General features: G+C 55.5%; 14 protein-coding genes and 1 pseudogene. 10 read left to right on the top strand and 5 right to left on the bottom strand.

Annotated elements, in window-relative coordinates; genetic code table 11:
- Position 1 precedes the first annotated feature (1 nt).
- Entirely contained in the window at positions 2-1384 is a 1383-nt protein-coding gene (locus tag D8U73_RS15645) for an OmpA family protein (protein ID WP_241668528.1), read from the bottom strand.
- Positions 1385-1566: 182 nt separating this feature from the next.
- Between D8U73_RS15645 and D8U73_RS15640 the strand changes: the two genes are divergently transcribed.
- Positions 1567-2031 carry a hypothetical protein gene (locus D8U73_RS15640; protein ID WP_130905026.1) on the top strand — a complete coding sequence of 155 codons (465 nt, stop codon included), beginning with the start codon at positions 1567-1569 and terminating at the stop codon, positions 2029-2031.
- 136 nt (positions 2032-2167) lie between these two features.
- On the top strand, positions 2168-2572 hold the full coding sequence (locus D8U73_RS15635; RefSeq protein WP_130905025.1) for a hypothetical protein: 405 nt from the start codon (positions 2168-2170) through the stop codon (positions 2570-2572).
- A 102-nt stretch (positions 2573-2674) separates the two neighbouring features.
- Here D8U73_RS15635 and D8U73_RS15630 read toward each other — a convergent pair whose 3' ends face one another.
- Complete coding sequence (locus D8U73_RS15630) at positions 2675-3130, bottom strand: VOC family protein (protein ID WP_130905024.1); 456 nt, start codon at positions 3128-3130, stop codon at positions 2675-2677.
- Between the two features lie 201 nt (positions 3131-3331).
- Here D8U73_RS15630 and D8U73_RS15625 point away from each other — a divergent pair, with 201 nt between their 5' ends.
- The 3 genes and pseudogenes from D8U73_RS15625 (at position 3332) to D8U73_RS15615 (ending at position 5619) form a co-directional block, all read left to right on the top strand.
- A complete protein-coding gene (locus tag D8U73_RS15625; protein WP_130905023.1) occupies positions 3332-3649 on the top strand; it encodes a transposase in 318 nt (105 codons plus the stop codon).
- Positions 3646-3981, top strand: a complete 336-nt coding sequence (tnpB, locus tag D8U73_RS29530; RefSeq protein WP_153188975.1) for an IS66 family insertion sequence element accessory protein TnpB — start codon at positions 3646-3648, stop codon at positions 3979-3981. Before D8U73_RS15625 ends, tnpB begins: the two co-directional genes overlap by 4 nt.
- A gap of 61 nt (positions 3982-4042) precedes the next feature.
- Positions 4043-5619 (top strand): annotated as a pseudogene (locus D8U73_RS15615) (IS66 family transposase).
- 46 nt (positions 5620-5665) lie between these two features.
- On the opposite strand, the gene D8U73_RS15610 reads toward D8U73_RS15615, so the two are convergent.
- A complete protein-coding gene (locus tag D8U73_RS15610) occupies positions 5666-6025 on the bottom strand; it encodes a DUF2834 domain-containing protein (protein WP_130905022.1) in 360 nt (119 codons plus the stop codon).
- A 118-nt stretch (positions 6026-6143) separates the two neighbouring features.
- On the opposite strand from D8U73_RS15610, the gene D8U73_RS15605 reads away from it, so the two are divergent.
- The gene (locus tag D8U73_RS15605; RefSeq protein ID WP_241667845.1) at positions 6144-6950 is read left to right on the top strand and encodes a helix-turn-helix domain-containing protein; all 807 of its coding nucleotides are present in this window, start codon (positions 6144-6146) and stop codon (positions 6948-6950) included.
- 280 nt (positions 6951-7230) lie between these two features.
- Complete coding sequence (locus tag D8U73_RS15600) at positions 7231-7935, top strand: CTP synthase (protein ID WP_130905020.1); 705 nt, start codon at positions 7231-7233, stop codon at positions 7933-7935.
- A gap of 206 nt (positions 7936-8141) precedes the next feature.
- On the opposite strand, the gene D8U73_RS15595 is transcribed toward D8U73_RS15600, so the two are convergent.
- Entirely contained in the window at positions 8142-8942 is an 801-nt protein-coding gene (locus D8U73_RS15595; RefSeq protein ID WP_130905019.1) for a hypothetical protein, read from the bottom strand.
- A 264-nt stretch (positions 8943-9206) separates the two neighbouring features.
- Positions 9207-10637 (bottom strand): aldehyde dehydrogenase family protein, encoded by a 1431-nt coding sequence (locus D8U73_RS15590; RefSeq protein WP_130905018.1) that lies wholly within the window; start codon positions 10635-10637, stop codon positions 9207-9209.
- 124 nt (positions 10638-10761) lie between these two features.
- Here D8U73_RS15590 and D8U73_RS15585 point away from each other — a divergent pair, with 124 nt between their 5' ends.
- The 3 genes from D8U73_RS15585 (at position 10762) to D8U73_RS15575 (ending at position 12807) form a co-directional block, all read left to right on the top strand.
- The gene (locus D8U73_RS15585) at positions 10762-11664 is read left to right on the top strand and encodes a LysR family transcriptional regulator (protein ID WP_241667844.1); all 903 of its coding nucleotides are present in this window, start codon (positions 10762-10764) and stop codon (positions 11662-11664) included.
- A gap of 245 nt (positions 11665-11909) precedes the next feature.
- On the top strand, positions 11910-12383 hold the full coding sequence (locus D8U73_RS15580; RefSeq protein ID WP_130905017.1) for a carboxymuconolactone decarboxylase family protein: 474 nt from the start codon (positions 11910-11912) through the stop codon (positions 12381-12383).
- A gap of 46 nt (positions 12384-12429) precedes the next feature.
- Positions 12430-12807 carry a MerR family transcriptional regulator gene (locus D8U73_RS15575; protein ID WP_130905016.1) on the top strand — a complete coding sequence of 126 codons (378 nt, stop codon included), beginning with the start codon at positions 12430-12432 and terminating at the stop codon, positions 12805-12807.
- The last annotated feature ends 35 nt before the right edge of the window (positions 12808-12842 follow it).

The raw sequence follows: 12842 nt of genomic DNA, 5'->3' as shown, positions 1-12842 counted from the left end.
ACTATTGGGTGCTGACAGGGGCATATGCGACGGTGTAGCTCTGCTCGCCGACGGGGTAGAACAACGCACCGCGCTCGGCGGTTGCATTGCCTTTGCTGAATACAACGTCCATGCAGGCTACCGGTGCTTTGGGTTCACTGATGAACACGCGGTACAGCACTTCTTTTTCGCCTTCGTACGTGTTGGCGACGGCATTCATTGACGGCAGCGGCTTACGATTGCCATCGTCATACCCTTTCACCACTTGAATGAAGGGTTGTTTGCCGACTTCGGCGCCTTCGCGAAGGATGGAAACCGGGGAGATAGTGACCAGGTTGCCGTTGACGGTATTGGCCCAGACTCGGTTGTTGTAGCCGGGCAGGTAGTCGCGTGTTTTCACGCCATCGAGCGGTTTATCGGTTGCCAGGCTGATGACGTCACCGCTTTCTCGCGGCATGTCGTCCTGGCAACTGCCAACGGGAATGTCGCTGGCATTAGCCGCGCTAACGAAGCTGAATCCGCCGGTTTTTGGCGTGATGTTTTGGCCCAGATTCCAATGCATGCTGGCGGTTGGCACACCGCCAAAGTCGACAGCCGGTTTCGCACCATTGCTGTTTTTAGTGCTGATGAGCTCCACCGCGGCGACAGTGGAAGGCGTTGGTGATGTCGATTTTGCCGCGACCGCAGGGGTGGCAGGCTTGCTCAAAGGTTTGGCGGTGGATGCACCGTAGGCCAAGTATTTGGCGTTGGACTGCTCGGCTTTGGCGCGCCTCACCAACACCTCCTGGGAGGTCAGCTCTGCAATTTCTACCCGGCGGTTTTCAGTACGGCCTTCGAAGGTACTGTTGTCGGCCAGAGGCCGCGAAGCGCCGGCACCCTGGTAGAAAATCGAAGTCGAAGGAATGCCTGCGGTCATCAATATTTTGCCGACGGTGCGTGCACGGCGTTCGGACAGTTTCTGATTGGTTGCGCTACTTCCCGTGGCATCGGTGTGGCCTACCACCAGTAAACGTCGAGTGTTCGCTATTTTAGGATCGACATTGGCATAGGCGGCTGCCACTTTGGCGACGCTTCGCTGGCCGCTGACAGTGAGTTGGTCGGAGCCGGTGTCGAACATTCCAGAGTCTTCGATTTGCGTCACGAGACCGGCATCCAACGGCGCGGCACTGGGTGTGGCCGACACAGTCTGAAGTTGTTCTGAATGGATCTTCAGGTTTTCTTCTTTAGCAATGCGATCCAGCTCTTGCATTCGGCTTTGCCAGACCGATCCTGCATAGCAACCAACAGCTGTGCCCGCGGCAGCACCAAGCAGTGCGCCGTTCTTGCCGTTAAGGGCATAACCTGCCGCACTACCGACAACCAGCCCAGCACCGCACAAGATCGCCGTGCCGTAGTCTTTGCCCAATTGGTCGAATTGGCCAGTTGAGCACCCGGAAGCCAGCAGCAATGCGCTGGCAAGCGTGGTGAAACGAAATGCGTTGGTCATTTCAAGTCCATTTCAATGCTGTTTTACAAAACGCAGTCACACCTAAATGCCGATAAAAAATCAGTATTCAGGCGAAACCAAATGCGTTCGGGAAGTGCGTATTGGGTGAGGTCAAAAGCCGACCGCGTTTAAAGATCGCCAGCGTTACGGCGCAGCACGGAAGGGCGCAAAATGAACAAGCCCTGGCGCGAAATTTTCATTTCGCGCACAGCTTTTGGCGGGCCGGGTCGAAGAATGGCCAAAGCAAAACTGGTTATCTTGTTCAAGCGAAGTCCTTTTCCAGGAAGTGCACTGCTGAGTCCAAAGTGATGGCTAAAAGGCATCATTTTTTAATACTAAATGCAACAAAGAGCGATGTCACGAAAATGTTTGGTCCTGTGCTGCTGCTCACCGCAGCAGAGGGACGACTGGATTTTTGGATTGGAGGAGGCGGTTCAAGACTTAGATACTGGCTTTCACAACCCTGGCTTTTTTTCTTTTTGGTCGGTAGCAGCGTGTTAAAAACGACTATCAGGCCATTGCTGTCTGTCAGGAATAGCAGTAAAACGATCCTTAGCCTCCGGTGAGCAAAAGCAAAAAGGGATACAGCCATTAGTTAAATAAACCCTACTACTTTGTCTTTTTCAAGAACACCGATTACAAGGCATAATGGCGGCGGGGTTTGTATAGAATCCGTCCATCTGGAAACAATTTAGATCAATAATGAACGATATAATTTCCGAAATAGTTAAGTGGCTAACTGAAAAACATTCGACAGGAATTCGCTCACTTTATGGTTTTCAGTCCGTGTTGGTAATCGTTGTGGGCATCGGCGCTATGATCAGTACCAAGGCGCTTGTCGAAAAACGGAATATGCTTAAAAAGCGGATGGTTAGTGACCTGTCCTCGGCCCCCCTGATCGCAACTTTACGAGTAGAAGAGACTGGAGGAGCGGTTAGATATGTCGCAACGCTGAGCAGTACCAGCAAAGGGTTCGCTGTTACGGTTGTTCGCGAAACTGGGGTGGATCCTGTGAAATCATTTAGCCCCTTAATGCGATCACTGGATGAGGTTGACGCTTGGTTGAGAAACCGAACCCCCTTCATTCTTGCTGACTTCAGAAATTGAAACGGCTGTGCTGCGTTGGTAGTGAGAGGCTACATCCGACCCCAAGCGGTCGGTGACATCAAACAATAAATGGCAGCAAGCAAACGTTCATCGCCGCATCACTCAGGCAAATGCAGCTTCTACAAATGCCTCTAACGCCTTGTCTTCCAGGATTTCGATAGAGAAGTGCCCGAAGCGCTTGGGCAACCAGATAATGCGTGTTCCCGACGGTGATTGCAGGTTCGAGCGGGCTAGTGGCTTTCCGTTTTCATCTTCTGGCTGAACACCGGCGACCATCAGTTCGTCGTAGGCCCGCTCGATGTCTGGCGTCGAATAGCAGTGGCGATAAATCATCCCTTCTCCCGATGAGCCTAATAGCTCTTTCAGGTTCCCCGCCAATGGTTGTACCAACATGAAACGCTCTTGACCGATCAGCGCAATTGCGTAGCGTACGTGCAGACCACCTCGTTCCCAAACGAGCGTTTTGGAGATCCTGGCATTAAGTATCTGTGCGTAGTAAGCACAGGCTTCTTCGAGATTATTGACCAGTACATCTACGTGACTGAACTTCAGATCCATTGCAGACTTCCTATTGAACCGACGTACATGTTAAGCCGAACGCTCTCAGAACTCGATGGATTTCGTGAAGCTCTATTGTTGGTGTAGAAGTGCGCTAATCCGTAAGCGCCTGGGGAAGTCACCTTCCGAACTCCAGCATTAAGGGCGATGGTGTCCGCGTATTTTTAAGCGGACGCCATTGGCCTTAACGTCAGGATTTCCATGCGCCATCGAAGCTCTTATCCGAAACCCTTCAAGGCCCGGGTTGTTCAGGAATGCCTGCAACCGGGCGCAACCCTATCCAGCGTCGCCATCAGCCACGGCATCAACGCCAATGTGATCCGCAAGTGGCTGCCGCTTTACCGAGACCAGACGCCAGCAGCGTTTCCGGCTTTCGTTCCGTTGAGAGCTGCACCCAAGCGGCAGACGGAAGCTTTGGCGATTATTGAGCTGCCGCTTGGCGAGCAATCGATCACGGTGAAATGGCCGATGTCTGATCCTGAAGGCTGCGCCCGCTTTGTCCGTGGACTCACGCAATGATTCGCGTCGACGCCATCTGGCTTGCCACCGAGCCCATGGACATGCGTGCCGGCACCGAGACCGCGTTAGCCAGAGTGATCGCGGTGTTCGGTGCGGCGAAGCCGCACTGTGCTTATCTGTTTGCCAACCGCCGCGCCACTCGTATGAAAGTGCTGGTGCATGACGGGATTGGCGTCTGGCTGGCTGCTCGTCGATTGAACCAAGGAAAGTTTCACTGGCCAGGCAGTCGACTAGGCTGCGAGATGGAGCTGGATGCCGAGCAACTTCAGGCTTTGGTGCTCGGACTGCCTTGGCAACGCGATGGAGCTGGCGGTGCAATCACATTGCTCTAGAAACTGTAATTAGCGCCTCGGCCTGCTGCCGCAGGCGATCCGCTTTGGTAAAATCCAGGGCATGAGTTCCTCGCCCAATCTCGATCAGATGACCCTCGACCAAGTGCGCGCTTTCGCTGCGCAGTTGCTGTCCCAGGTTGATTCGCTCGGACAGCAAGTCGACAGGATGGGCAAGAAGAACGACCGCGACCAAACCATCATCGAGCAACTCACCCATGAAATCGCCTGGTTCAAACGTAGCAAGTTTGCCAAGCGTAGTGAGCAATTAAGTCCCGACCAAGGCAGCTTGCTCGACGACTTGCTCGACACCGACATCGCGGCCATTGAAACCGAGCGGAAGGCGTTGAGTCCGCCGGCTGCGCAAGCTGAACCACGCAAGCAGTCCAAGCGTGTTTCCTTGCCTGCGCAGTTTCCGCGTACCGTGATTTATCACGAACCCGACAACATCCAATGCGCCTGCGGTTGCCAGCTCCAGCGGGTTGGCGAGGACGTCAGCGAGAAGCTGGATTACACGCCGGGCGTGTTTACGGTGGAGCAGCATGTGCGCGGGAAATGGGTCTGCCGCGAGTGTGAAACACTGACTCAGGCACCGGTTCCCGCCCAGGTCATTGATAAGGGCATCCCGACGGCAGGGCTGCTGGCTCACGTGATGGTGGCCAAATTTGCCGACCATTTGCCGCTGTATCGGTAAGAGAAAATCTTTGGCCGCGCCGGCTTGGCCATCGCCCGCTCGACACTGGCGCAATGGGTCGGTCAAACCGTGTGCAGCTCCAGTCCTTGGTCGATGCGCTACGCGAAACAGTGCTTGCTCAAGGCGTGATCCACGCTGACGAAACGCCGGTGCAGATGCTCGCCCCGGGTGAGAGGAAAACGCATCGTGCTTATGTCTGGGACTACTGCACTACGCCATATTCGGGGCTCAAGGCGGTCGTTTATGACTTCAGTCCAAGCCGTGCGGGAGAGCATGCACGCAACTTCCTTGGCGCGTGGAATGGCAAGCTGGTTTGCGATGATTTTGGTGGTTACAAAGCAAGCTTCCAGCAAGGCATCACTGAAATCGGCTGCATGGCCCACGCTCGCCGCAAGTTTTTTGATCTGCACGCGACGAACAAAAGCCAACTGGCCGAGCAGGCGCTGCACTCAATTGGTGGGTTGTACGAAATTGAACGGCTGGCGCGGGAGATGACCGACGAAGAACGCTGGCGAGTACGTCAGGAAAAAGCGGGGCCCCTTATCGACGCACTCCATACCTGGATGATGGCCCAGCGCGACCTTGTGCCCGAAGGGTCGGCTATCGCCAAAGCTCTGGATTACAGCCTCAAGCGCTGGATGGCACTGACTCGATATCTAGAGGACGGCGCTGTGCCCATAGACAATAACGCGGTCGAAAATCAGATAAGACCGTGGGCACTTGGGCGCTCCAACTGGTTGTTCGCCGGGTCACTGCGCAGCGGCAAACGGGCGGCAGCAATCATGAGTTTGATCCAGTCTGCGCGCATGAACGGGCATGATCCGTAAGCTTACTTGAAGGATGTTCTGACTCGTCTGCCGACGCAGCGGGCGAGTGAGATTACGGAGTTGCTGCCGCATCGATGGGCGCCCATTCAATCACGTAAGGCGTGTTGGCCGGTCACCTAGAAACAAAGGAATTGCCAAACGCCAACGGACTTCCTCTTCATTCCTTTTAGTCGAGATTGCGCGAAATATTGATGCTGTAACCGGTGGTATCCGTCGGCACCTTCTTCTTGGCGAATCCGTTGATGACGAGGTAAAGCAATGGGCCAATCGATACGAAGACTGCTGTTATGAGAAAGTAAGGCACAAGAGAGACCGCAGATCGGCCTTTGGAGCGAGCGTCCCGATACATCCAGATGCAAGCGAGGACGCCGAGCAGGTAAAGGTCAATAACTACTTGGGCAGTGTCCGGGCTGGATATTAACTCCAGGCCGAAGTCGATGAGCGATTGATCGGCAACGAACATGGTACTCACCGTATACAAGGAAAAAATCACCAATGTGGCAAGTGAGAGGTAGGGTCTTTTCATTAGTCCTCCTTGAGCAAGAAGCGATGATCAACGCTGACAAGGTAGTGATATTGTCACGACGAGATCAATGACCTCACAGGTCATGGACTCAGCCAATTCGCGCCGTCAGAGTCGAACAATGAGCACTCGACCTTTTCCTCGAACGACACCCGCCATCACTGCAAGTGAGCAGTTGCGTCAACTGCGACGTCAGGCAAAATTGAGCCAACTCGACCTAGCCTTGATGTCAGGTATTTCTCAGCGCCACCTCAGCTGCATCGAGACAGGGCGCGCCAAGCCAAGCCCAGGAACTCTGCATAACCTACTCATGGCACTCGATGCGCCTCTAGAGCACTGCAACAGTGTCTTTCTCGCCAGTGGTTATGCACCGCGCTACGAAGCAACACCTCTTACCTCGCCAAGCATGGAGGCTGTTCGTGACGCTATAACTCACCTGCTTCATGCCAACAACCCCGCACCAGCGATTGTCTTGGGGAGTCAGTGGGAGATATTGGCAGCCAACGCCAGCACTGGAGTGCTGTTCGATCTGGTCGGCCTGAGTGCCGATGCGGCAGAAGGCCTAAATCTGTTGGTAACGCTGCTGGAGCCTGGAGGGTTGGGCGATCATCTGAACAACGTCGAGGAAATCAGATTGATTGCTTGGCAAAGGGCAGCTAGAGAGGCCCTGAGCAACCCGGGGCTCGCTACGCTTCTGAAAAGCCTCCCCACGCCTCAAGAGGCTTCCACGTTAACAAACGAACTGCCTCCGTTGGTACTGACGCGGCTCGACTCAAGGCACGGGGAACTGAAATTCATGTCAACTTTTACAACATTTGGCATGCCTCTCGACATTACGATGGAGTCGCTGCGTATTGAGCATCTGGTTCCTGCCGACGCGAGAACCTGGGAAGTCATGGCCCGAGCCTATGGACAATTGAAATGCTGATGCCGTTATCTTCGATTCAACACATTCATAGGTGTGTTCGCCAGACGCTTACCCGACTCTTCCTGCTCGTGGAGGTTATAACAGCATTGACGCTAGCGCGTTTAGGGATTGAGAAACAAGGGATAAGACCTTATTGCCAAACGTCTGCGTTTGGTCGATTGCCGCCCGACGTAAGGGGATTAATCGACCGTAGTGGCCACTCAGGCTCGACAGATCCCTTGCCTGTGCCTATCGTCGCTCCCTCTAGATCGCGTTTTTACCAAAGTCAAAGGAACGACCCATGAGTACGCTGCTCACTATACGTGTAGGTCTGATCGGAGACCGTGACCTTAGCGTTACTGCTCACAGAGCCATCGAGCAAGCGTTGCCATTAACGGCTGCCGCAATGGGCATCAGTATTGAATATGAATGGCTGGCCACAGACTCGATCAACCCTGCGCACTTACTCAGCTTCAACGGGCTATGGTGCGTTCCGGCCAGTCCGTACCGCGACACTGAAGCCGTATTGGCTGCGATCAGTTACGGGCGCAAGGAAGCCATTCCGTTTCTAGGCACTTGTGGCGGCTTTCAACACGCTTTGCTGGAGTACGCCCGGAATGCCTTGGGCTGGAGGGATGCTGAGCATGGCGAGCTACCTAGTCAAGGCGGTCGGGCTGTAATCGCCCCACTGACTTGCGCGCTGGTGGAGACCCAACAATCTATTCGCTTGGCGGAAGGTTCACGGATCGCTAAGGCCTATAGCGCTCCGCGAATTCAAGAAGGTTATCGCTGCCGGTATGGACTGAACCCGCAGTTCGCGGCTGAGCTGCTTGAAGGGTCTCTACGCGCCACGGGTTGGGATGAGGACGGTGAAGTACGAGCTGTCGAATTAATGGGTGCCGCGTTCTTCGTCGCTACTCTGTTTCAGCCAGAACGTGTAGCCCTTGAAGGTCAGACTCCTCCACTGGTGAGGAGCTGGTTGCAAGCCTGTACCGATCGTAAGTAACTATTATCTATCGGCGCGTTCATGGCTGCCCGAAGAGTCGCTTTGTGGGGGCTCTTTTGGCCGATTTCTGCCTACCATGACCAGCTAAAATCAACCCATATCAACCCATATCAACCCATATCAACCCGTCTGGAAACCAACCGAAATACCTGCCCTTGGTATCTGTTGTAGTTAATAGCGCTGTGAAAGGTGGGCCAAGGTAGAGCTCAGTTGCTGTTTCGGTCTATTGGCTCAAACATGGTTTTGAGATCAATCGGATCCAGGCAGTCCGGCGCCTTATCTTTCACTTGCTTGAAATAGCTTCGTGCTGCCGGATTCTCGATACCACTTTTGAGCGCTAGCAGATAATAACCATCGGCACGAAACTGTTCCTGGCTCAGCAGCACAGGGGTGTAAAGATCCCTCAGTGAGGTCAACGGTTGCTCACGATTGACATCGGGCATCTTCGGCTCTTTGAAACAGTACGAATTTAACGCCGGCAATGGGTAATGCCCTGAGTAAGGGTCTGGCTGGTCCAACGCGCTTTGCAATTGTCCCCTAAGCCGCAGAAGTTCAGGGTCATTGAACTTGAAACGCTGGTACGCTTGATCACAGTCGCGCAATTGCATTACCGCGCTGGCCAGCAGTCCTTGATCCGTGGCGCGCTGATAGAGCTCACAAGCCTCTGCATGCATCGCCGAGTAGTCTTGACCAGACATGGTCTTGCTGCGTTCTTTTAAAGTCGCCAGCAGGTAAGTGGCTACACCATGACCCTCGCTGCTAGCTTTACGCAGTTCGCTTTCAAATGCCTCAGCTTTGTTTGCCACTTCCCGGATGGTTTCAGTTAGAGCACCTTTATCGAATTTGCCTTGTTGCTCTTGCTCCACAATCAAATCTATCTGTTGCTTGCTGTCTTCCGCTATACGCAGCGCATGCTGAAAGGTTGCTTCAGCCTCGGCTGTCGGTGCCGCATTTACAGCGGTGCATAAGGCAAGACTTAGCAACAGTGTTGAATGACACAACTTCAATCTCACTTCCTCCATGAATGCCTGCGCGAATACGTAGACCGAGCGGCCTTATCCTTCGATTTGTAAAGCCTGTCAAGGTGTAAGTGGGCAGTGAATCTATCCTGCGTTTTATCTCGTCGTTTGCAGCTCCGGACCTAGTGTGCTGGATCTTTGCAATGACCGCTCCTGGCCGTTTTCTGCCTGTCGCGAACTGCAGAAATCGGCCTATAGCGGACGCTCGCTGCCATTTCCCACCCAGTCCTCCCAGACAGGAACCGCACACGGTCATTTCAACAGGTCATGCGTGATCAATGTCTTGGGCTCCAGATAAGCGCTCATCCCCCACTTGCCCATTTCGCGCCCAAGACCTGAATGCTTGAAGCCGCCGAAGGGAGCACGCGGTTCGTGGACAAGGGTGTTGATGAGCACACGTCCCGAATCGATCTGCCGGGCGATATTCAGACAGCGTTCGGGATTCTTGCCCAGCACCAGGGCGCTGAGCCCATAGTCCGTGTCGTTGGCAATGCTGATCGCATTCGCATCATCGTCGTAGGGGATGATCGTGAGCACGGGGCCGAAGATTTCCTCGCGAGCGATGCGCATCCGGTTGTTGGCATCAGTGAAGATCGTGGGTTTCACGAACCATCCGGCATTCAGGCCTTCCGGGCGACCCTCGCCGCCCGCCAGCAACCTCGCGCCTTCTTCCTGGCCGATACGGATGTAGCGCTGCACCCGTTCCCATTGTTTCTGACTCACCATCGGACCGATGTCGGTGTCGGCGCTGCGTGGATCGCCCGATTGAATCTGTGAGACGCACTCCTTTGCAATCCTCTCGAACTCTGCCAACCGACTGCGCGGCACAAGGATGCGCGTGCCCGCGACGCAAGCCTGGCCGCTGTTGAGAAATCCGGCTTGCAGGACCAAGGGCATGACCGCTTGGAAGTCTGCATCGTCAAGCACCACGGTGGGCGACTTGCCGCCCAGTTCGAGCGTCACGCGCTTCAGGGTATTCGCGCCGGTTTTAACCAGATGTTGACCGACCGCGGACGACCCTGTGAATGAGATCTTGGCTACGTCGGGATGGCGGGCGATTTCCTCGCCAACCACATCGCCCCGTCCGTTGACGACATTGAATACGCCCGGCGGCAACTCCGCTTCGTGCAACGCCCTGAGCACGACCTGCGTCTGCAATGCGCTCATCTCGCTGGGCTTGATGACGGCGGTGCAACCGGTCGCCAGCGCGGTGGCCAGCTTGTTGCAGATGAAGCCCGCATTACTGTTCCAGGGCGTGATCAGACCGGCAACGCCCACGGGCGTCAGAATGACCCTGGCCATGCCGACCTGTTCCTCGAAATCGAACGCCACCAGTGCATCGATTGCTTGCGCAATGACGTCGGCTGGGTACGTCGCCATCCAGCGCCCGCGGACCGCAGGTGCGCCGTATTCGAGGAGGATGGCTTCCAGCAACTCTTCCTCCCGTGCCGCCATGGCCCGGTGCATGCGTTGCAGTGCCGCAATGCGCTCCTCCCGAGTGGTACGAGACCACGCCGGGAACGCGGACCTGGCGGCTGCTATGGCACGCTGTGCGTCCAGTGCATCACCCAGACGAACCCGGCCGATGACGGCCTCGGTGCTCGGGTTATGGAGGTCGAACCATTCCTGGCCGTGGGGGATGACGTATTCGCCGTTGATATAGATATGTTCGATGCGCTGCATGGCGACTCCTCGCTCAAAATGACTCGCCTGAAACGAGCCTGTGTGCATTGAAGTCTATGGGGGGCTTATTGTTCCGATAAGCTATCCTTTTGCGTATGAAGCATCCGCATTTTCAGGACGATCCATGCACAGAACAGGAATGACCGAACTGGAAGTGGTGCTGGCCGTCGCGCGCCGCAGCAGTTTTCGTGGTGCGGCACAGGAATTGGGCATGTCCACCACCGCAGTGAGCAGCGCCGTGGCCGGCCTGGAAGCGCGCCTGAAGGTGCGCCTGTTCAATCGCTCCACGCGCAGTGTGGCCCTCACCGACGTTGGGCAACGCTACGTGGAGCGCATCACCCCTGCATTGGAGCAGATTAAAAGTGCCGGCGAAGAAGCCAGCTTCGGCCCCGATGAACCCAGCGGCACCCTGCGTATCAATGCCCCACATGGCGCGGCCTACTTGTTGCTGGAGCCGCTCTTCAAGCAGTACACAGAGCACCATCCCAAGGTGCGCATCGACATCGTCAGCGAATCAAACATGGTCGACATCGTCGCCGGTGGATTCGACGCCGGTATCCGCCTGGCAGAGTCGGTACCACAAGACATGATTGCCGTGAGGCTGTCAGAGGACATCCGAATGCTTGTGGTGGCAACGCCCGAGTATCTCGACCGCCATGGTGTGCCCGAGCATCCGCGAGACCTGCTCAGCCACCAGAGCATCGGCATGCGCATGGCCCATGGCGGCATCTACCAGTGGGAGCTGGAGCGAGACGGTGAGAAGTTGCAGATGGATCTGCCGGTGCGCTTCATTTTCAACGAGATGCTGGCTATCAAGCAGGCCGTGGTGATGGGCCTTGGCATCGGTTTCATTTCCGAGTGGTTCATCCAGGAAGAACTGGCCAGCGGTACCCTGGTGCCGGTGCTGATACCGTGGTGCCCGTCGTTTGGCGGCTTGAGGCTTTACTACTCCGGCCATCGCTTCGTGCCGGCGCGATTACGCGCATTGATCGATCTGGCGCACGCGTTGCGGCCCACTGTGGTTTGAGCGTGTCGCTATGGAGCGTTTTCGGCCAAAGCAGCCCTTCATCATGACAAAACCGTTGGTGCCCCAAACTGGCTGCGTGGATTGAAAACGCAGTTTTGGGGCGACGGGTTCAAATCCCTCTAGTTGCAATCCCCATTATCTGAGCGCACCAGGTGCTTGACTTAGAGCGCGCTCTAACCAATAGCCTCCTTGTTGCACCGCCAAAACGGCCAGGTCCGTGCGCGGTTTAAACAAGGAGATAGGTCATGACATTAAAAAATCTTGGTTTTGTAACCGGGCTCGTGCTTTCAGCAGTCGCAGTTCCGGTGTCGGCAACTGAACCGGATAGTCGACGAGTAAAAGGGTTAGAGACACTGGAAAAAATCACCGGCGCCGCTGGCAACACTGTGGTCAATTCGCTTGGCGATATCTCGCCCGAGCTAGGTGATTGGATAGTCGATTTCGCCTATGGTGATGTGTTTTCCAGGCCTGGTCTCGCTCTGTGCACACGCGAGCTGGCAACCATCTCGGCCCTCACCGCATTGGGGAACGCGCAACCTCAACTCAAGGTGCATATAGAGGGGGCGCTGAATGTGGGTTGCAAACCTGAGGAAATCGTTGAAATCATCATCCAGATGGCAGTATATGCGGGCTTTCCAAGCGCGTTGAATGGCATCAGCGCAGCGCGGGAAGTGTTTGCCAAACGAGGCATCAAAATGGTTGCCGCACTTCCCGAGTGAACGGGACCACTGAATGACCTAACACTGATGGCCAAGGATTGCGCTTATGAAGCCCTACCAGACGATTGACCAGGTCGCCAAGCAAACCGGCCTCACGGCCTATACCCTGCGCTACTACGAACGCATCGGCCTGTTGGCACCTGTCGCTCGTGCAGCCGGCGGACAACGGCTTTATGCGCCGACTGATATGGCGTGGCTGGAGTTTCTGCTGCGTTTACGCACCACTCACATGCCCATCGGCAAAATGCAAGCATTCGCCAAGCTGCGCAGCGCCGGGGATTCAACGGTTGTCGAACGCCGCCGGATGCTGGAATGCCATTTACAGGAGGTACAGGCCGAAATTGCTGCGATGCAAGCGGCCGCTGCCGCACTGCAAGTCAAGATTGAGCACTACCGCGCACTTGAGGCCAAGGAGAATATTTAGCGCCTGCTCAAAGGGCTCAGCGTAATGCGGTCCGT

Source organism: Pseudomonas sp. Sample_22 (assembly GCF_004307635.1).
Taxonomy (GTDB): Bacteria; Pseudomonadota; Gammaproteobacteria; order Pseudomonadales; family Pseudomonadaceae; genus Aquipseudomonas.
Note: the sequence above shows the minus strand (reverse complement) of the source record. Positions and strands in the feature narration are given on the sequence as shown.